Source organism: Aquisalimonas sp. 2447, assembly GCF_012044895.1.
In the GTDB taxonomy this organism is placed as follows: domain Bacteria; phylum Pseudomonadota; class Gammaproteobacteria; order Nitrococcales; family Aquisalimonadaceae; genus Aquisalimonas.
In genome coordinates this window covers 491,113-510,074 of sequence record NZ_CP050695.1, presented here as the reverse complement: position 1 = coordinate 510,074, position 18,962 = coordinate 491,113, and the positions used below count along the sequence as shown (strand labels likewise).

The window sequence follows — 18,962 nt, the reverse complement described above, 5'->3', positions numbered from 1 at the left end:
TGCGCGGAACCGACCCTTGCACCAGTATACTCCCTGTGACGCTCAAGCCGGTGCGGCACAGGCGCTCGCAATGCAACGAACTTGAGTTCCAGAACACCAGGACAGCCCATGGGCCATCGGCCGAACATGCTAGAGGCCGCAGCGCTGCCGTCGCTGCCTTACGTCAGTCACGAGATCCTGCTCCAGGTCAACGCCGAGGAAGCGGATGTCGCCAGCCTCGCGCACACTCTGGGCCGCGAGCCATCACTGGCCGCGCGCATTGTCTCCACGGCCAACAGCGCGTTCTACTCCGGCCAGGGCAGCATCAGCGGCCTTGACGAGGCCGTGATGCGGCTGGGACTTAACCGCCTGCGTGTGCTGGTCACCTCCATTCTGCTGCGCAACCAGTTCGACGCGTCGCGCTGCCCCGGTTTTGAGCCGGCGCGATACTGGCAGCACGCCATCGCCACCGCCGGAGCAAGTGGACGGCTGGCCCAGGCCGCCGCTCTGGACCCCGCCCCCGCACAACTCGCGGGGCTGCTGCACTCCATTGGGATCCTGCTGCTGGCGCACGGCTTTCCCCGCGAGCTCGACACCGTCTTCGCAGCACGCCAGCGCCAGCCCGACGCCGGGCTGGCAGCCCTGATCCGCGCCGAACTGGATGTCGATCACCATCAGGCGGGCGGCATGCTGCTGCGCGAGTGGGAACTGCCGGTGTCGGTCTGCGCCCTCGTCGAGGCCATGGGAACACCGGACGCAGCCCGGGAACCCGGCCTTCTGGGGCTGCTGCGTAACGCTGCCAACTGGGCGGATACAGGCTTCGATGCCCCGGTACCGCCGGCGCTCCAGGACCGTGGCCTGGATGCCGCCGCCCTGACCCGCGTGGCCAGCGCTTGCCGCCGTGAGCACGAGGAGACAGTGGCGCTGGCAGGACTGCTCGCCGACTGAGCCCCGACGGATGCCAACGGCGCGGCCGCTCAATCCCGTCGGCCGTCCGCCTCGCCCTCACTGGCGAGCCGCAGGAAGGCGTGGGCCTTGTCCCGGGTTTCCTGGTATTCGGCCTGCTCTTCTGAATCCATCACCAGGCCACCGCCTGCGCGATAGGTCATCACGCCACCCTGGCACACCGCCGTGCGGATGGTAATGCTGGTATCCATGGCGCCGTCGTAACCGATGTAGCCGATGGCACCACAGTACGGGCCGCGACGCGTCGGCTCCAACTCGGCGATGATCTCCATGGCCCGCTTCTTCGGTGCCCCGGTGATGGAGCCGCCGGGGAAGCATGCGCGCAGCAGGGAAACGGCGTCCTCTCCGGGGCGCAGAAGGCCCTCCACCACGCTGACCATGTGATGGACGCTGGCAAAGGTTTCGACGCCGAACAGGCGCGGCACGCGCACACTCCCGGTGCGGCACACCCGCCCCAGGTCGTTGCGCAGCAGGTCCACGATCATCACGTTCTCTGCCCGGTCCTTGTTGCTGGCCTGAAGCTCGGCGGCCAGCCGGCGATCCCCATCCGGATCGGCGCCGCGCGGGCGCGTTCCCTTGATGGGCCGGGTCTCCACACGACCGCCCGCCAACGCCAGAAACCGCTCAGGGGACAGGCTGAGTACGGCGCGCCCGTCCGGCAGACTGAGCCATGCTCCGTGCGGCGCGGGGCTCCAGCGCCGCAGGCGGCGATAGGCATCCCAGGGGTCGCCGGTGTAGCTGCAGCGGAACGCGCGCGCCAGGTTCACCTGGTAACAGTCACCATCACGCAGATACTGCTTCACTGCACGGAAGGCGCGCCCGTAACCGTCACGCCCGGGCTCTTCCCGCAGCGGCCCGGCGCGGAACCGCTCCGCTGACTCCTGCAGGGCGTTGTCCCAAAGTCGCGAGAGCATGGCCGTTGCCGCGGCCTTGCCTCCGGGGCGCTCCACCAGGCGGGCGCGACAGTCAACATGGTCCAGTACGACCACGCAGTCATAAAAGCCTAGCCACAGTTCGGGCATGCCATCGCCGGGGCGCGGATCATGCCGACCGACCACGTCGGCGTGCCCGAGATCGTAGCCGAAGTACCCCAGCGCGCCACCGCTGAACGGCAACCCGTCCACCGACGGTACGGGCTCGCCCAGCAACTCCCTGATGGCATCCCAGGGATCACCGCCGATCTCCTCCCAGACCCCGTGCTCCTGTCGCCAGATGCACCCCGCCTCCTGCAGCAATACACGCGTCGGCAAGGCCGCCATGACGTCGAAGCGCGCCTGGGCGCCCGGGCCGCCGCTGTCAAGCCAGACGGCCCCGGCGAGATCCCGGAGTCGCTGAAACAGTGCCGCGGGATCGGATGGATAGGGCAGATCGTGCAGCAGCGGCACGGTCACGGAGGTCCGCCCGGTAATGCGTCGTGGACCGAAGACAGTTGCATTTGCGGCGTTTTCCCGTTCAACAGAGGTTGCGACATGTCCTGGTAATGTTTCATCCTGACTGGTTGCGAATCTGTCTCGGCCGGCGACACTGCGCCAGCCTCTACCAGGGTGGCGCATACTGGCAACAATACAGTCCTGTCGGTATGGTTATCGCTCAGGAGCGCGGCGGCCCGGGGACAGTGCGCGGGAAGCATAGAACACGCCGCCCGTTGAAGAACAGAACCAGCGAGGATGGAGACCATGAACGACACCACACAGAACCCTGCCCAAGCCTACGACAGTCAGCCGTGGCTCGCTTCCTATGGCGAGGGCGTGGACAAGGATTTCAACCCGCTCCCGGATCGCAACCTCGCCGACCTCATCCGGCGCGTGGCCAAGGAGAACGGCGACAACACCGCCTTCGTCACCTGCCTGGACAACGGCCTGCACGGTGAGATGACCTTCCGCGAAGCGGATGTGTACTCGGACCAGTTCGCCGCCTATCTGCGCTTCGAACTCGGCCTGGAGCCGGGGGAGCGTGTGGCCGTGCAACTGCCCAACTGCCAGTCATACCCGGTGGCCGTGTTCGGTATCCTCAAGGCAGGCCTGGTCCTGGTCAACGTCAATCCGCTGTATACACCGCGGGAGACCAACCACCAGCTCAAGGACAGTGGCGCGCGGGCGTTGCTGATGTTCAACCTGTTCGGGCACAACATCAAGGACGCCACCGCCGGCACCGACGTCTCCCACGTCATCATGGCCGGCGCCGCCGAGTTCTTCCCGGGGCCACGGCGGCTGCTCATCAACACGGTGATGAAGCTCAAGAAGATGGTCCCTCAGCCCACGGGCGAGGTCACCCCCATCAAGGAAGCGCTGTCCCGCGGCAAGGCGCACGTCTCCAAGCTGGAGGATCCGGTCCGGCGCGGCCCGGACGACCTGGCTGCGCTGCAGTACACCGGCGGCACCACCGGTCCGGCCAAGGGGGCGATGCTCACCCACGGCAACCTTCTGGCCAACCTGGCGCAGGTCAATGCCGTCTCCAAGCCAGTGATCGAGCCGGGCAAGGAGACGGTGCTCACGGCCCTGCCGCTGTATCACATCTTCGCCTTCACCAATAACCTGATGGGCTTCTACTACAACGGCTGCCGCAACGTGCTCTGCCCCTCGCCGCGGCCACCGAGCAACCTGCAGAAGGCGTTCGAGAAGTTCGAGATCACCCAGTTCGCCGGCGTCAACGTGCTCTTCCACGCGCTTGCCAACGAACCCTGGTTCAAGTCGAATCCGCCCGCCCTGCGGCAGACCGTCTCCGGGGGCACGGCGCTGCACCAGTCGGTGGCCGACGAGTGGAAGGCCTGCACGGGGGTGCAACCGGTTGAGGGTTACGGCCTGTCCGAGACCAGCCCGGTGGTGAGCACCAACCAGCCCACTGGCGAGAACCGCCTGGGCACCATCGGCCTGCCGGTGCCGGGCACCATCGTGCGGATCATCGACGAGGAGTGGAACCCGGTGCCCGCGGGCGAGGTCGGCGAACTGGCGGTGAAGGGTCCGCAGGTGTTCCAGGGATACTGGAACAAGCCGGAGGAGACCGACGCGGTGCTCAAGGACGACTTTTTCCGCACCGGCGACATGGCCGCCATGGACCCGGACGGCTTCTTCCGCATCGTCGACCGCAAGAAGGACATGATTGATGTCAGCGGCTTCAACGTCTATCCGAACGAGGTCGAAGAAGTCCTCAGCGAACACCCGGACATCGACGAAGCCGCGGTCATCGGCATCCCCAACCAGGAGGCCGGCGGCGAGACGGTGCGTGCCTATGTGGTCACGCGCAACAAGGAGCTCAAGGAAGAGGACGTGATCGAGTTCGCGCGCAAGAATCTGACCGCTTACAAGGTCCCCAAGGAAGTACGCTTCGCCGACGAGCTGCCCAAGACCCCCGTGGGCAAGATTCTGCGCAAGGACCTGCGCAATCAGGTCCTCAACGACGAGGGCTGACGGGCCCTGTTGCCCCGCCACCACCTGGCGGGGCAATAGCTCAGTGCCCCAGCAGGATTTTCTGCGCCTCGGCGATCTCCTCCCGGGCCTCGGCAATGATGGAGGCACCTTCGGTGACGCCGAGCTTCTCCAGACCGAGACGGTGGTATGCGGAGGTTTCGCTGAGCCCCGGCACCTCGGCCATGGGCTCCTCACTCAGCGCCTGCAACTGCGCCAGCATCACCAGATCGGCGTAGTCGGCTGCATCTGCCTGCCGATGCCACTCCTCGGCCGCCAGCGGCACGTTGACCATGTCGTCCGGGAAGTTCCAGCGCCGCAGGATCATCGCCCCCACCTGGCCGCGATAGGCGGCAATGGTCTGCTGCAGCAGCATCGGGTTGTTGGCAAGCTCCGGGTAGTCGCCGGCGTTGGTGAGCATGGGAATGACGCCGATATCATGGACCAGGCCGGCCAGCAGGGCACGCCCGGAGTCGAAACCGCGCAGGCGCTGCGCCATCACCTGGGAGATGGCCGCCACCAGGGCGCTGTGCATCCACAGTTCGGTCATGCGCTGATTGAGCAGCGGGTGCGATGACTGGAACACCGATTTCAGCGCCACGGCAACCACCACCTCGCGGGTGGTGCGCAACCCCAGCCGCGTTATCGCCGGCGCCAGGGAATCCACCGGCGTCTGGCCGCCGAAGGCGGCGCTGTTCGCCGTCTGGATCAACCGCGCGGCGAGGGCCGGGTCCGCCTGGATGATCCGCGCCAGCTCACCCGCGCCAGCCTCGTGCTCCTCGATGGCCTCGCGGACCTTGATGGCCATGTCGGGCATGCTGGGCAGATCCAGTCGATCTCCCATGAGATCCTCGAACAGCTGGTAGAACAGCCCCTCACCAGCATCACCACTCTGCGGACTGACCTCACCCACGTCGTAGTCCGGCAGACGGGAAGCGGCCATGACTTCGTTCACCCGCTGCCGCGGCAACCGGATCAGGCGCACGTCGGTGCTGGCCACGGCGTTGTGCGGAAAAGGCCCCCCCAGCGCCAGAGGCTCCGGGTACACCCCGGCATTACCGGTGCCGGTGAAGGTGCGGCGGTTGCCGTCGTCGTCCACCAGGACAACGGCGCCGGAGAGAACGTAACGTGTCCAGCCGTCATCACCGCCCTGGCGGAAGATGACGCTGCGTGCCGCGTGGTCCTCGAGCTCGACCACGTCCACGAGCTCCCTCACCGCCTCTTCGGGGAGATCCCGGAGGGGTACCAGCGTTTCCAGCACTTCAGTCCCGATTGCAGCCATGATCGCGTGTTATGGTTCCCTGACAGTTCTCTCGCACGCTAGCACACGGAGGATCAGCACGAGTGCGACCTAGCTCACAGGGCCGGGAAATCCTGATGACCGCGGGGCCCCCATGGGCTGGCTAGCCGGCGTCCGCGACCGGGTGCTGGGCGCGCCGCGGGTGCGCCTGAATCTGGCGCTGCAGGGCGGCGGCAGCCACGGGGCTTTCACCTGGGGCGTGCTGGATCGTCTGCTTGAGGAGCGGCGCATCAACTACGACGGCATCAGCGGTGCCAGTGCCGGCGCGGTCAACGCCGTGGCCTTTGCCAGCGGCTTTCTCGCCGCTGGGCGTCAGGGCGCCCGCGACAGCCTTGAGCAGCTCTGGCGCCGGGTCAGCGACCAGGCGCAAATGGGGCCGCTGCAGACCACGCCTCTGGACTATCTGCTGCATGGGTGGAACCGGGACTGGTCACCGGGCTTTATGCTGGTCAACAGCCTGAGCCGGATGGCCTCGCCGTACCAGCTCAACCCGGGCGGCTTCAATCCGATGATCCAGGTGCTGGAAGAGAGCGTGGATTTCGAGCGCCTGCGCCATGACGACCGACTGCAGCTGTTCGTGTCCGCCACACACGTGCGCACCGGCAGTGCACGCCTGTTCCGTCGCCAAGAGATCACGGCCCGGGCTGTTGCCGCCTCGGCTTGCCTGCCGCTGCTGTTCCACGCCATCGAAATCGATGGCGAGCACTACTGGGACGGTGGTTATACCGCCAACCCGGCACTCTGGCCGCTGTTTCTGGAATGCCGGGCCCACGACCTGCTGCTGGTGCAGCTGACACCGCCGGAACGACCGGATCTGCCTACATCGCTGCCGGACATCGTCGATCGCGCCAACGAGATCGCCTTCAACGCCAACCTGGCGCGGGAACTGGAATTCCTCGGCATGCTACGACAGGGGGCGGCGGCGGTTCCCTCGGGACTGCTCTGGCGCCGGCACCGCCTGCATGACATCGACACGGGGAGTGCCACCAGCGAGATGGGCCGTAACAGCCGCATCAACCCGGACTGGCACTTTCTCTGCCACCTGCGCGATCTCGGCCGCGAACATGCTGACGCCTGGCTGCAGGAAAGCGGCGGCCACCTGGGCCGCCGCAGTTCCATGGGCGCGCACAAGACCCGGGGGCAGTGAAGACGACACGCCCCCGGTCAGTGGTCCTCAACTCCCCCGCTCTGCGACTCCCTCGTCACCGATGGCGGTGCCCTGGTGACCACGCTGCTGCCGCTCGGCGGCCCAGGTACGCAGCTGACCGACGATGCCAGTGGGGAAGAAGTAGACGCTGAGCACGAACAGCACGCCGAACCACAGCAGCCAGCGATCCGATCCGAACAGGCCCGCCACATAGTGGAGCAGCGGCATGGCCTCCATCCAGCCGGAGACACCGCCCAGCAGGTCCTGGAGATAGTTCTGGGCAATCAGGAACACCGTCGTCCCGACCACGGACCCGTACAGCGTGCCCATGCCGCCGATCACGCACATCAGCAGCACGAACACCGCCAGTTCGAAGTCCAGGGTGGCCTCGGGCGTGATGTAGCGCGTTACCAGGGCGAACAGTACGCCGCCGACGGTGGCCAGCATGGAGGCAATCACCACCACCGCGGTACGGTAGAAGACGGTGCGATAGCCCAGCGCCTCGGCGCGGAATTCGTTCTCACGAATGGCCAGTAGCACCTTGCCGAAGGGCGAGTTCACCAGGCGCAGCATGAACAGGAACAGCCCCGTGGCCAACACGAAGGTGACGTAGTACATCAACAGCCGGCCGTTCATGCGCACGTCGAAGAAGGCCTCGCGGCTCACTTCGGCCACGGCCATCGGATTGGTAATCACGCCCCAGAGCCAGCCCACCAGGGAGAACCCGGACCAGGTGTCATCCATGCGGAAGGCCGGCCCCAGTTCCCGGGGCACCGCCACGCGCATGCCGTCCTCGCCGCCGGTGATGAAGTACAGCTGGTTCACCAGCACCATGAAGGCGAAGGCGATGGCCAGGGTCACCAGGGCGAAGAAGATCGCCTTCACCCGCAGGGACAGAAGCCCCAGCAATAGCGCCACCACCACCGACAGCGCCAGGCTGGCACCCAGCCCGACAAAAATGGCGGTGAAGTTCGAGCCCATGGCATCCAGCGCCATGGCCACGCCGTAGGCGCCGAAGCCGAAGAACATCAGGTGGGCGAAGGAGACCACGTGGGTGTAGCCCAGCATCAGGTCATAGGACGCCACCACGATGATGAACACGCAGATCAGCCCCATGGTGCGGAACGCCACCGTGCCACCGAACAGGAACGGCCCCAGGGCCAGTCCGATGAAGATGGCGATCAACAGACCCGTGAGGACGCGACTGCGCGGGAAATCGCCGGAAAGAATCGAGTGCATCATTGTCATTGTTCCCTTAATGCCGGAGTACCGGGATCAGCCCCTGGGGCCGCCACATGAGCACGGCGACCATCAGCCCTACGGTGGCGATACCCGCCAGGCGTGGCTCCAGGTAGCCGACATAGAGGTTGATCAGGCCCACCAGAATGGCGGCGTAGAAGCAGCCGGTAATGGAACCCAGGCCACCGGTAATGATCACCACGATGACCATGATCATCAGGTGCTCACCCATGTGGGCATTGACGATCTGCTCATACATGCCCCACATGGCGCCGCCCAGCCCGGCCAGTGCGGAACCCACCACGAACACGGCGAGAAACAGCATGCGAATCCGGTAGCCCTGCACTTCCACCATCTCGGTGCTCTCCACACCGGCGCGGATGAGCACACCCACCTTGGTCCTGCTGATAGTGAGCTGCATCAGTGCATACAGGATCAGACCGACGATCACCGCCATCAGGCGATAGATCTCGATGGCGGCACCGCCGATCAGCGGCACGCCGTCATGGAAGATCACCGCGCCACGCAGGAGATCCGGCCGCGGCACCGGCAGGTCCGTGGGCCCCCAGATAACGTGGATCAGCTCCATGAGAATGATGGCACCGCCGATGGTCACCAGGATCTGCTTGAGGTGGTCGCCATACACTGGACGGATCACCACGCGCTCGAAGAATATGCCCAGGGCACCGGTGATCAGCATGGCGTAGAAGAACGCCAGGATCAGCACACCAGTGGTCAGCATCAGGCTGCCGCTACCGCCCCAGTGGGACAGATAGGCCACCACCGTGGCGCCACAGAATGCGCCAAAGGAGATGAAGCCACCGTGCCCCAGGTTGAGCACGCTCATGAGGCCGAAGGTCAGTGTCATGCCCGATGACATGATGAAGATCATCAGCCCCATGGCCATGCCGCTGACGGTGAGCGTGAACCAGGTGGTGAAGCCCAGGCGGAATAGTTGCAGCAGCGCCGGCACCTCTTCACCGGCTTCCAGCCAGGGTCCGGCCACGGTGCGATACGGCACCAGGGCAAGCAGGAGCATGACGCCCACCATCAGCCCCAGCACGAAGAAATGCGGGTAGCCGTCGCGGAAGGCGGCAAAACGCTGCCGCAGACCGCCGGTACTACCGTTCATGGTCGAGATATTGGCACTCATTGGTCATCATCCTTACTGGTGTGCACCCAGGCTCAGGCCCAGCAGTTCCTGCTGCAGCGCTTCGTCCTCGGCCAGGGCCGCCATCTGCCCGCTGTGAACCACGGCGCCATCGTCCATCACCGCAACGGACTGCCCCAGGGCACGTGCGAAGTTGAAGTTCTGCTCCACCAGCAGAATCGTCGCCTCCTGGTCCTTGAGATCGATGAACGCGTCGCGTAGATCGTTGATGATCGATGGCGCCAGCCCCTTGGTGGGCTCGTCGATGAGCAGCAGCTCGCGTGGCTCGATGATGGCGCGGGCAATGGCGAGCATCTGCTTCTGGCCACCGGAGAGATTGCCGGCGTCCTTGTCCCAGAACTTCTTCATGGGCGGGAACAGTTCGAACACCCACTCCAGGCGTTGCTGATCGATGGGGCCGCTGGCGGCGGCCAGTTCCATGTTTTCCCGCACGGAGAGGAGTTGGAAGATGCCCATGCCCTCCGGCACGAAGGCGATGCCCCTGCGGGCAATGCCCGGCGTCGCCGCGCCGGTAATGTCCTCGCCCTTGAAGCGCACCGCGCCGCGGGAGACCTGGGTCAGGCCCATGATGGTGCGCAGGGTGGTACTCTTGCCGGCGCCATTGCGGCCCAGCAACACCGTGAGCTCGCCCCGGGGGACTTCCAGGTTGACCCCGTGGAGAATGTGGTATTGACCGATATTGGCGTGCAGATCGGTCAGCGAAAGCAGTGATTCAGCCATGATTCCGGCCTCGATGTCCGTTCGGTTGCGTGGCGTGCCGGCGCGCCGTCAGGCGCTCTCGGCCTCGTCCTGGGGAATGCCAAGATAGGCCTCCTGCACCACCGGCGAGGAAATCACCTCAGCCGGGTCGCCGTCGGCCACCAGTTCGCCGTTATGCAGCACGACGATGCGGTCCGAGAGGGAACGCACCACATCCATCTTGTGCTCCACCAACAGCACCACCTTGTCCTGGCGTTTCTTGATATCGGCGATCAGATCCAGGATCACGGGCACCTCGTCCACGCTCATGCCGGCGGTGGGCTCATCGAACATGAACACCTCCGGCTCCAGTGCCAGCAGCAGGCCGACTTCCAGCTTGCGCTGGTCACCGTGGGGCAGGCCGCTGACCACGTAGTCGGCACGGTGCGCCAGGCGCACCTGCCGGAGGTACTCCATGGCCCGGTCCGTGACGTCCTGGCGCCCGGCATCCAGGGACCAGAAGTTGTAGCCCACGCTCTGCCGCGATCCCACCGCCAGCCGGCAGTTCTCCAGCACGGTGAGATTGGGGAACAGGTTGGTGAGCTGGAATGCACGGCCCAGACCCTTGTCGGCCCGCGCAGGAGCGGACAGCCGGGAGATATCCTCGCCGTGGAGCAGCACTTCCCCACTGGTGGGTTTGAGCTGGCCGGAGATCAGGTTGAACCAGGTGGTCTTGCCCGCACCGTTGGGCCCGACGATGGATGTCAGTGTTCCGGGTGCGAAGGCACAGGACATGTCGTTGACGGCGATGTGGCCGCCGAAGTTGATGGTGAGGTTCCGGCTTTCCAGAACCGGCTTTCCGGTTGCCATTGCGTCTCCCCCTGCACCGGGTTGCAGCCGCGTGGCAGACACACCCCGCCGGCGGGACGGGGCTCGAACGAGCCCCGTCCACGACGCAGTGCACTGTCACGGTGGTGGTTAGTTGCGGATCGGGATGTCCAGCTCGTCCATGGGGATCTCGCGCACCAGCACCGGCACGCCGACGGTCTGCTCGTCGTCTCCGGCGAACCAGTCGCTGCGCCGCTGGCGTTCGATCTCGAAGTGGAACATGGACTGCATGGCCTGATGGTCCTCGGGCCGGATGCGCATGGCGCCCTTGGGCGTGTCGAATTCCAGACCGCGGAAGGCATCGATCAGGTCCTCGACATCAGTGGAGCCGCCGGAGGCGCGGATCGCCTCGGTGATGGCCACGGCCTGGGAGAAGCCCTGGGCGGTGAAGAAGTCCGGGGCCGCATCGTGGCGCTCGTAGTGCTCGTCCACCAGCCAGTTGTTCATGGAATTGTCGACATGCTCGTAGTAGTAGAACGTCGCCCCTTCCATGCCCTCGAAGTCGGAGTAGCCGACCATGGCGGGGAGGATATTGCCCCCGGTGCTCATGGTAATGCCGAAGCGCTCCGGGTTGAGATCCTGGATACGGCCGAAGGGATTGGTCTGGCCGGCCCAGATGCCGAAGATGTACTTGTCGTTGCAGTCATCGCGGTCACGCAGGGACTCGAACAGCCGCTCGGCGGCCGCGGTGAAGTCCGTGGCGTCGGTGGGCAGATACTCTTCGTGGAGGATCCGGCCGCCCTCGGCTTCCATGGCCTCCTTGTAGGCGCTGACGCCGTCCCGGCCAAAGGCGTAGTCCTGGGCAATGGTCGACACGCACACGCCGTCGCCGCCCACGGCCACGGCCACGGCGTTGGAGACCGCATCCTGGGAGGAGTTGCGGCCCACGCGGAAAACGTAGCGGTTATGCCGCTCCCCGGTGATACCGTCGGCGACCCCCTCAGGGATCATGATGCGCTCCCACTCCTGGGCGACGTCGAGCATGGCCAGTGCAACCCCGGAGGCGATGGAACCCACGACCATATGGGCGTCGTCCTCGGCATAGGCCTCCTCGGCCAGCGCGCGGGCACGGGACGGATCGCCCTGGTCGTCCTTGCGCAGCATTTCGATGGCGCGGCCCTCGATCTCCATGGAGCCGTCGGTGGCGTACTCGAACCCCATTTCCATGCCGCGCGCGGTCTGCTCGGCATAGGCTTCCAGTGCGCCGGAGAAACCTGTCACGTGGGCGATACGGATGGAGTCGGCCGAGGCATGGCCGACGGTCAGTGCTGATGCTGCCACGGCAGCGGTGGTGAGAATGCGCTTCATGGTGCTCTCCTCCCTGATCATCAGGTGAGCTTTGTTGTGTAGTCGTCGTGCCGGAGCGCAGGACCCCGACATGAGGACTGATTCGGTTCTTCTCTTCGCCGCCGCCCTTGTCGGCTGGGCACTTGCGCGGTTTTTCACGCCCGCCCCAGGTAAAACATGACGACGACGTCACATCTAGAGTAGGCCGTCTGCGCACCGGATGCAATAGCTGAATCTCCTCCCGCAGCCCGCCGGCGCGGATGGATACCGCATGCACCCGCCCTGCCCTCAACCAGCAGCATCAGGCATGCTAAGCTCTGCCCCCTGGTGTCCTTGGGGGACACTCCCCGGGAGAGGCACCGGAGCGGATGCGCACCATCGACGATTGCTGAGGGAAAGGGATGGCAGGTCACAGCAAGTGGGCCAACATCAAGCACAAGAAGAAGGCGGAGGATGCCAAGCGCGGCAAGCTGTTCACCAAGATGATCCGCGAGGTCACGGTGGCGGCGAAGCTGGGTGACCCGGACCCGGAGTCCAACCCGCGCCTGCGCCTGGCCGTGGATCGCGCCCTGGCCGTGAACATGCCCAAAGACAACATCGAGCGCGCCATCAAGCGCGCAGCGGGTCAGGACGAGGGCGCCAATTACGAGGAACCGCGCTTCGAGGGCTACGGCCCCAGCGGGGCGGCAGTGATGGTGGAAACCATGACCGACAATCGCAACCGCACCGTCTCCGAGATCCGCCACGCTTTCAGCAAGCATGGTGGCAACCTGGGCACGGATGGCTCGGTGGCGTTCCTGTTCACCCACAGCGGCGTGATCACCTTTGCCCCGGGTACGGACGAGGATCAGGTCATGGAACTGGCGCTGGAGGCCGGCGCCGAGGACATCGTCACCAACGAAGACGGCTCCATGGACGTGTTGACCACCCCGGAGGCCTATATCGAGGTCCGGGACGCGCTGGTCGCCGGCGGCCTGGAGCCCGCCGACGCCGAGGTCACCATGCGCCCGGCCAACACCGTCCATCTCACCGGCGACGACGCCGAGAAGATGATGAAACTGCTGGAGCGCCTGGAGGACCTGGATGATGTCCAGCGGGTCTACCACAATGCCGACATCGCCGAGGAAGCCTACGCCGACGCGTAAGGCTCTCCGCGGCGCAGGCCATGGACGACGGCCATGACACGGGTACTGGGCATCGACCCCGGCTCCCGAGTCACGGGCTACGGGGTTGTCGATGCCGCATCCGGTAGTTACACCTACGTGGTCAGCGGCGTCATCCGTACCGGCACGTCGGATTTCCCCGAACGGCTGCGCGTCATCTTCACCGACCTGGACACGCTGATCGAGCAGTACCGACCCGAGGTGCTGGCCGTGGAGCAGGTGTTCGTACAGAAGAACGTCAGTTCCGCCCTCAAACTCGGCCACGCCCGCGGGGCGGCCATCTGTGCCGGGGCGACCCGCGGGCTGGCGGTGGCCGAATACACGCCGCGGGCGGTGAAACAGGCGCTGGTGGGCACCGGCGCCGCAGACAAGGCGCAAGTGACACACATGGTCCGGCAGCTGCTGGAGGTGGACAGCCATCTGGCCGAAGACGCCGCCGACGCGCTGGCGGTGGCCCTGTGCCACGTCCACCAGACACCATTGCAGCAACGCATTCACGCGAACCGGGGACACGGGGCATGATCGGACGCCTGACCGGAACTCTGGCGGAAAAGCAGCCTCCCTGGCTGCTAGTGGACGTCCACGGTGTGGGCTACGAAATACAGGCACCACTGTCGACCATCAGCAATCTGCCACAACTGGGTGAGCAGGTCTCGCTGCACACCCATCTGGCCGTGCGCGAGGATGGCCACAGTCTCTACGGCTTCGCCTCGGTACGTGACCGGGAACTGTTCCGGGCGTTGATCCGCATCAGCGGCGTCGGCCCGAAGCTGGCCCTGACCCTGCTCTCCGGCATGGGTGTGGACGATTTCATCCAGTGCCTGCGCCACCAGGACGCCACGCCACTGACCCGCATCCCCGGCGTCGGCCGCAAGACCGCCGAGCGTCTGGTCATCGAAATGCAGGACCGGGTCAAGGCCCTGGTGGACGGCCCCACCACACCCGCCGCGCCGGGGACAACGCCGGCGGGGATGCCCGAGGACGCCACCAGCGAGGCCATCAGCGCCCTGGTGGCCCTGGGCTACAAGCAGGCCGAAGCCACCCGCCTGGTGGAAAAGACCGGCGAGGCCGGTCTGCCCAGTGAGGAGCTGATCCGCAGGGCCCTGCAAAAATCAGTACGATAGGGCACCATTCCCAGATCTGGCCGCGCGCGTTCCTGCGGCCCTGAAGCACGAGCTCCCGGATAGGCCATGATCGAACCCGACCGCGTCGTTACCGCCAGCGCCTCCACCGAGGACGAAGCCCTGGACCGGGCAATCCGCCCGAAGCACCTGGCCGACTATGTCGGCCAACCCACCGTGCGCGAGCAGCTGGAGATCTTCATCGAGGCGGCGCGCCGCCGCGGCGACGCTCTGGACCACCTGCTCATCTTCGGCCCGCCGGGCCTCGGCAAGACCACCCTGGCACACATCGTCGCCAACGAGATGGGCGTCAACCTGCGCCAGACCTCCGGGCCTGTGCTGGAGAAGGCGGGCGACCTGGCCGCCCTGCTCACCAATCTGGAACCCCACGACGTGCTGTTCGTCGACGAGATCCACCGGCTGAGCGCGGTGGTGGAAGAAGTGCTGTACCCGGCCATGGAAGACCACAAGATCGACATCATGATCGGCGAGGGCCCCACGGCACGCTCCATCAAGCTGGATCTACCCCCGTTCACCCTGGTGGGTGCCACCACCCGGGCCGGCCTGCTGACCGCGCCACTGCGGGCGCGCTTCGGCATCACCCAGCGGCTGGAGTACTACGGTGAACAGGATCTCGCCGGCATTGTCACCCGCTCCGCCGGGCTGCTGGCTCTGCACATCGACGACGACGGCGCCCGCGAGATCGCGCGGCGCTCCCGGGGCACGCCGCGCATTGCCAACCGGCTGTTGCGCCGCGTGCGCGATTTCGCCGAGGTGCGCGCCGACGGCCATGTCACCGGCACCGTGGCCGACCAGGCCCTGCGCATGCTCAACGTCGACGACACCGGCTTCGATGAACAGGACCGACGTCTGCTGCAGACCATCATCGAGAAATTCGACGGCGGCCCGGTGGGCGTGGACAACCTGGCCGCGGCCATCGGTGAGGAGCGCGGCACCATCGAGGAGGTGCTGGAGCCATTCCTGATCCAGCAGGGCTACATGATGCGCACCCCCCGCGGGCGCATGGCCACCGCCAGCGCCTACCGCCACTTCGGCCTGGCGCCACCACCCCGCAGCGAAGCCTCCATCGGGGACCTTTTCTCCGGCGATCCACCATGAGCCTCTACCAGCCCAAATCCACGCTGAAGCTGACCCTGTACGGCTTCGGTTTCGTCAGCCTGCCGCTGATCATCGCCCTGGGTTACGCCGGCCTGTACGTGGACCGGTTGGCCAATCAGAGCCAGCACGCCGTCTACCAGGCGGTGCAAGCCATCACCGCCAGCCGCCAGCTCAGCGACCTGGTCACGACCATGGAGCGCAGCGGCCGCCAGTATCTCATCCTCCAGGAGGAGGAACTCCTGGAGAACGTCCGCGAGGCTCACGAGACCTTCGAGGATACGGTGCGCCGCCTGCACCGCCTGCCGCTGGACGACGCCCACCGCGATCACGTCGATGACATGGCCGAGGCGGAAGCAGCCATCTTCGAACGCATCGACGCCGGCGGCGACACCCCCGACATCGACCAGATCGAACTGGCCCAGGACTTCCTCGCCCTCAACCGCCTCGGCCAGGAAGTGCTCGCTGGCAGCAACCGCATGGTGGACCGGGAAGTCCGGGAGATGCAGGACACCGCCTCCACTGCCCAGCAGCTTCTGTTCTGGCTGGCCATCGCCCTGGGGCCGCTCACCGTCCTCTCGGTGACATTCTTCACCACCCTGATTGCGCGGCCCATCCGCCAGCTGGACCGGATCATCCGCCGGCTCGGTGATGGCAACTTCCAGCACCCGGTGCGCCTGTCCGGACCGCAGGATGTCCAGTACGTGGGCGAGCGCCTGGACTGGCTCCGGGAGCGGCTGCTGGAGCTGGAGGAGCAGAAAACCCGTTTCCTGCGTCATGTCTCCCATGAGCTGAAGACACCGCTTACTGCCATCCGCGAAGGCGGCGACCTGCTCGCCGACCCCAGCGTTGGCGAGCTCAACCGCGAACAGCAGGAGATCGCGCAGATCATCACCGGCAATGCCCACCAGCTACAGCGGCTGATCGAGGATCTGCTCAATTTCAGCACCGCCCGCGACATCGCCAAGAGCCTGGATCTGCGGCGAACCCGCGTGGCGCCGCTGGTCAATGAGGTGGCGCGGAATCACAAACCCGCCATGCTGACCAAGGATCTGCACCTGGAGACCCGGCTGCAGGATCTGCACATGCAGGTGGATGGGGAAAAGCTCCGCACCATCGTCGACAATCTGCTGTCCAATGCCGTGAAATTCTCTCCCACCGGCGGTCGGATCGAGTTGAGCCTGGTCCGTGACGGGGGGAGCGTGACTCTGGCGGTGGCAGATGAGGGCCCGGGCATTCCCGAGGAGGAGCGTGAATCGGTGTTCGATGCCTTCTTCCAGGGAAGCAACCGCGCAGAAGGTTACGTGAAAGGATCGGGGTTGGGGCTGTCCATCGCCCGGGAATACGCCGAAGCCCACGGCGGCAGCATCGACATCGAACGCCCGGAACACGGCGGCACCCGCATACGGGTGATCCTGCCCCTGGACACAAGCCGGAAGACGCGGACATGACGAGACAACAATCAGGCCCCCGGCCCGGATGGCCGCGCGGGCGGCACCTTCGAGCCCTGCTGATCCTGCTGCTGGGAGCGGCCGCCGTGGCCGGCTGCCAGGCCATGACCGAGCAGTGGTGCAAGGCGGCAGACTACTGCGAGGTGTCGCCAGAAGACGACGATGAACCGCCCCTGGATGACCTGTTGCAATACGCATTGCTGGTCGATGCCATGAATCACACCGCCCTGGAAGCGGAACGCGAGCGCCTGACTGCGGCTGTGAATACAGACACCTGCAGCGACGACCATGTGCGCCTGGCCCTTGTGGCGCGGGCCGATGAGGAGCGGCAGGCACTCAGCGACGACGCTCTGGCGGGCCTCACGGTCTGCCGTGAGCAGACTGCCGAGGCGCCGATCCGGGCGGCGCTGGCATCCCTCCTGCATGACGCCCATACGGACCAGGCGACCAGCGCTTCGCGTATCGCCGAGCTGGAGCAACGCCTGGGCCAGGAACGATCACGCAACGAAGCGCTCGAGGAACAGCTCGAAGCGCTCAAGGCCATCGAGCGCAGCATCATCGAGCGCGGCCGGGACTGACCGAGGTAACCAACTATGGATCAACCGAGCATTCTTCTCGTGGACGACGACCCGGGCCTGCTGCGCCTGCTCTCCATCCGCCTGAAGTCCGCCGGCTACCGTGTCACTGCGGCAGAAAGCGGCGAGGAGGCCCTGGCCAACATGTCGGCGGCGCAGCCGGATGTGGTGATCACCGACCTGCGCATGGACGGCATGGACGGTCTTGCCCTGTTCGACGCCCTGCACCGCGACCATCCGACCCTGCCGGTGATCATTCTCACCGCCCACGGCTCCATCCCGGACGCCGTGGAGGCCACCCGCAACGGCGTATTCAGCTTCGTCACCAAGCCCTTCGACAGCCAGAAGCTGCTGGAACAGGTGGCCGCCGCCCTGGACGTCTCCGGCGGCACCAGCGACATGGCTGGCACCGACGACAGCGACTGGAGCCGCGACATCATCACCCGCAGCTCGGCGATGAAGAACGTGCTGGGCAAGGCCCGTATGGTGGCCGACTCCGACGCCAGTGTATTCATCCGCGGCGACAGCGGCACCGGCAAGGAGCTGCTGGCCCAGGCCGTCCATCGGGCCAGCCGGCGCAGCGACAAACCCTTCATTGCCGTGAATTGCGGCGCCATTCCCGAACCACTGCTGGAATCGGAGCTGTTCGGCCACCGCAAGGGTTCGTTCACCGGCGCCACCCAGGACCACCAGGGCCTGTTCCAGGCCGCAGACGGCGGCACCCTGTTCCTGGACGAGATCGGCGACATGCCCCAGCCGCTGCAGGTGAAACTGCTGCGGGTGCTGCAGGAGGGCCAGGTGCGCCCCGTGGGCGCCACTGCATCCCAGCCGGTGGACGTGCGCATCATTTCCGCCACCCACCGCCAGCTGGACGATGAGATGCAGGAAGGCCGCTTCCGCGAGGATCTCTACTACCGGCTCAACGTGGTCTCCCTGGAACTGCCGTCCCTGGCGGAGCGCCGCGAGGACATCCCGCTGCTGGCCAAGCATTTCCTGCAGCAGCTGGCACAGAAGTACGACAAACGCGCCCGCAGCTTCGCGCCGGACGCCATGGAGCGGCTGGTGAGCGCACCCTGGCCCGGCAACGTGCGCCAACTCTACAACGTGGTGGAGCAGACGGTGACGCTATCCACCACGCCGGTCATCCCTGACAGCCTGGTGCAGTCGGCCCTGCGGGACGAGCCCGGCACCATCATGCCCTTCGCCGACGCGCGCAAGCGGTTCGAAAAAGATTATCTTGCCCGGCTGCTGCAGACCACCGGCGGCAACGTCAGCCAGGCAGCACGTCTGGCCCGGCGTAATCGCACCGAGTTCTACAAGCTGCTGCACCGGCACCAGATCGACCCGTCGTTGTTCAAGGCGCAAAGCCACTGAATCAGGACTTCACCGGGAACGATGGCCGCACCGGAGAGCCCTGTTGCAAGACAGCGACAGGGCTCCGTCGGCGGCCAGGCAGGCGTCAGGGGGTAACCCGCAC

Annotated in this window: 17 protein-coding genes; 10 read left to right on the top strand and 7 right to left on the bottom strand. The window is 66.0% G+C overall.

Annotated elements, in window-relative coordinates:
• The first annotated feature begins 108 nt into the window (after nt 1-108).
• Nucleotides 109-927: an HDOD domain-containing protein gene (locus KU884_RS02335; protein WP_167781113.1), complete on the top strand. Its 819-nt coding sequence runs from the start codon at nt 109-111 to the stop codon at nt 925-927.
• 29 nt (nt 928-956) lie between these two features.
• Here KU884_RS02335 and pabB read toward each other — a convergent pair whose 3' ends face one another.
• Entirely contained in the window at nt 957-2,336 is a 1,380-nt protein-coding gene (gene pabB, locus KU884_RS02330) for an aminodeoxychorismate synthase component I (RefSeq protein ID WP_254432150.1), read from the bottom strand.
• Between the two features lie 285 nt (nt 2,337-2,621).
• Between pabB and KU884_RS02325 the strand changes: the two genes are divergently transcribed.
• A complete protein-coding gene (locus KU884_RS02325; protein ID WP_167781111.1) occupies nt 2,622-4,352 on the top strand; it encodes an AMP-binding protein in 1,731 nt (576 codons plus the stop codon).
• Between the two features lie 40 nt (nt 4,353-4,392).
• On the opposite strand, the gene KU884_RS02320 is transcribed toward KU884_RS02325, so the two are convergent.
• Nucleotides 4,393-5,631, bottom strand: a complete 1,239-nt coding sequence (locus KU884_RS02320; RefSeq protein ID WP_254432149.1) for an HDOD domain-containing protein — start codon at nt 5,629-5,631, stop codon at nt 4,393-4,395.
• A gap of 112 nt (nt 5,632-5,743) precedes the next feature.
• On the opposite strand from KU884_RS02320, the gene KU884_RS02315 reads away from it, so the two are divergent.
• The gene (locus KU884_RS02315) at nt 5,744-6,796 is read left to right on the top strand and encodes a patatin-like phospholipase family protein (protein ID WP_167781110.1); all 1,053 of its coding nucleotides are present in this window, start codon (nt 5,744-5,746) and stop codon (nt 6,794-6,796) included.
• Nucleotides 6,797-6,823: 27 nt separating this feature from the next.
• Here the strand turns inward: KU884_RS02315 and KU884_RS02310 are convergent, their stop codons facing one another.
• From KU884_RS02310 to KU884_RS02290, 5 genes are all read right to left on the bottom strand, one after another.
• Entirely contained in the window at nt 6,824-8,038 is a 1,215-nt protein-coding gene (locus KU884_RS02310; protein WP_167781109.1) for a branched-chain amino acid ABC transporter permease, read from the bottom strand.
• Nucleotides 8,039-8,051: 13 nt separating this feature from the next.
• The gene (locus tag KU884_RS02305; RefSeq protein WP_217351403.1) at nt 8,052-9,188 is read right to left on the bottom strand and encodes a branched-chain amino acid ABC transporter permease; all 1,137 of its coding nucleotides are present in this window, start codon (nt 9,186-9,188) and stop codon (nt 8,052-8,054) included.
• 12 nt (nt 9,189-9,200) lie between these two features.
• The gene (locus KU884_RS02300) at nt 9,201-9,926 is read right to left on the bottom strand and encodes an ABC transporter ATP-binding protein (RefSeq protein WP_167781108.1); all 726 of its coding nucleotides are present in this window, start codon (nt 9,924-9,926) and stop codon (nt 9,201-9,203) included.
• Nucleotides 9,927-9,974: 48 nt separating this feature from the next.
• Nucleotides 9,975-10,754, bottom strand: a complete 780-nt coding sequence (locus KU884_RS02295; protein ID WP_167781107.1) for an ABC transporter ATP-binding protein — start codon at nt 10,752-10,754, stop codon at nt 9,975-9,977.
• A 108-nt stretch (nt 10,755-10,862) separates the two neighbouring features.
• Nucleotides 10,863-12,080 carry a substrate-binding domain-containing protein gene (locus KU884_RS02290; protein WP_167781106.1) on the bottom strand — a complete coding sequence of 406 codons (1,218 nt, stop codon included), beginning with the start codon at nt 12,078-12,080 and terminating at the stop codon, nt 10,863-10,865.
• A 380-nt stretch (nt 12,081-12,460) separates the two neighbouring features.
• Here KU884_RS02290 and KU884_RS02285 point away from each other — a divergent pair, with 380 nt between their 5' ends.
• The 7 genes from KU884_RS02285 (at nt 12,461) to KU884_RS02255 (ending at nt 18,859) form a co-directional block, all read left to right on the top strand.
• Nucleotides 12,461-13,204, top strand: coding sequence for a YebC/PmpR family DNA-binding transcriptional regulator (locus KU884_RS02285; protein ID WP_167781105.1), 744 nt, complete (start codon nt 12,461-12,463; stop codon nt 13,202-13,204).
• 33 nt (nt 13,205-13,237) lie between these two features.
• Nucleotides 13,238-13,744, top strand: a complete 507-nt coding sequence (ruvC, locus tag KU884_RS02280; protein ID WP_167781104.1) for a crossover junction endodeoxyribonuclease RuvC — start codon at nt 13,238-13,240, stop codon at nt 13,742-13,744.
• Complete coding sequence (ruvA, locus tag KU884_RS02275; protein WP_167781103.1) at nt 13,741-14,346, top strand: Holliday junction branch migration protein RuvA; 606 nt, start codon at nt 13,741-13,743, stop codon at nt 14,344-14,346. Before ruvC ends, ruvA begins: the two co-directional genes overlap by 4 nt.
• A gap of 66 nt (nt 14,347-14,412) precedes the next feature.
• A complete protein-coding gene (gene ruvB, locus KU884_RS02270; protein ID WP_167781102.1) occupies nt 14,413-15,462 on the top strand; it encodes a Holliday junction branch migration DNA helicase RuvB in 1,050 nt (349 codons plus the stop codon).
• Complete coding sequence (locus tag KU884_RS02265; protein WP_167781101.1) at nt 15,459-16,910, top strand: ATP-binding protein; 1,452 nt, start codon at nt 15,459-15,461, stop codon at nt 16,908-16,910. Before ruvB ends, KU884_RS02265 begins: the two co-directional genes overlap by 4 nt.
• Entirely contained in the window at nt 16,907-17,488 is a 582-nt protein-coding gene (locus tag KU884_RS02260) for a hypothetical protein (protein WP_167781100.1), read from the top strand. Before KU884_RS02265 ends, KU884_RS02260 begins: the two co-directional genes overlap by 4 nt.
• A 15-nt stretch (nt 17,489-17,503) precedes the next feature.
• Nucleotides 17,504-18,859 (top strand): sigma 54-interacting transcriptional regulator, encoded by a 1,356-nt coding sequence (locus KU884_RS02255; RefSeq protein ID WP_167781099.1) that lies wholly within the window; start codon nt 17,504-17,506, stop codon nt 18,857-18,859.
• Nucleotides 18,860-18,962: the final 103 nt, after the last annotated feature.

Coding starts and splice junctions, on each gene's coding strand:
- KU884_RS02335 (WP_167781113.1), top strand. CDS start 109: ATGGGCCATCGGCCGAACATGCTAGAGGCCGCAGCGCTGCCGTCGCTG.
- KU884_RS02325 (WP_167781111.1), top strand. CDS start 2,622: ATGAACGACACCACACAGAACCCTGCCCAAGCCTACGACAGTCAGCCG.
- KU884_RS02320 (WP_254432149.1), bottom strand. CDS start 5,631: ATGGCTGCAATCGGGACTGAAGTGCTGGAAACGCTGGTACCCCTCCGG.
- KU884_RS02315 (WP_167781110.1), top strand. CDS start 5,744: ATGGGCTGGCTAGCCGGCGTCCGCGACCGGGTGCTGGGCGCGCCGCGG.
- KU884_RS02310 (WP_167781109.1), bottom strand. CDS start 8,038: ATGATGCACTCGATTCTTTCCGGCGATTTCCCGCGCAGTCGCGTCCTC.
- KU884_RS02305 (WP_217351403.1), bottom strand. CDS start 9,188: ATGAGTGCCAATATCTCGACCATGAACGGTAGTACCGGCGGTCTGCGG.
- KU884_RS02300 (WP_167781108.1), bottom strand. CDS start 9,926: ATGGCTGAATCACTGCTTTCGCTGACCGATCTGCACGCCAATATCGGT.
- KU884_RS02295 (WP_167781107.1), bottom strand. CDS start 10,754: ATGGCAACCGGAAAGCCGGTTCTGGAAAGCCGGAACCTCACCATCAAC.
- KU884_RS02290 (WP_167781106.1), bottom strand. CDS start 12,080: ATGAAGCGCATTCTCACCACCGCTGCCGTGGCAGCATCAGCACTGACC.
- KU884_RS02285 (WP_167781105.1), top strand. CDS start 12,461: ATGGCAGGTCACAGCAAGTGGGCCAACATCAAGCACAAGAAGAAGGCG.
- ruvC (WP_167781104.1), top strand. CDS start 13,238: ATGACACGGGTACTGGGCATCGACCCCGGCTCCCGAGTCACGGGCTAC.
- ruvA (WP_167781103.1), top strand. CDS start 13,741: ATGATCGGACGCCTGACCGGAACTCTGGCGGAAAAGCAGCCTCCCTGG.
- ruvB (WP_167781102.1), top strand. CDS start 14,413: ATGATCGAACCCGACCGCGTCGTTACCGCCAGCGCCTCCACCGAGGAC.
- KU884_RS02265 (WP_167781101.1), top strand. CDS start 15,459: ATGAGCCTCTACCAGCCCAAATCCACGCTGAAGCTGACCCTGTACGGC.
- KU884_RS02260 (WP_167781100.1), top strand. CDS start 16,907: ATGACGAGACAACAATCAGGCCCCCGGCCCGGATGGCCGCGCGGGCGG.
- KU884_RS02255 (WP_167781099.1), top strand. CDS start 17,504: ATGGATCAACCGAGCATTCTTCTCGTGGACGACGACCCGGGCCTGCTG.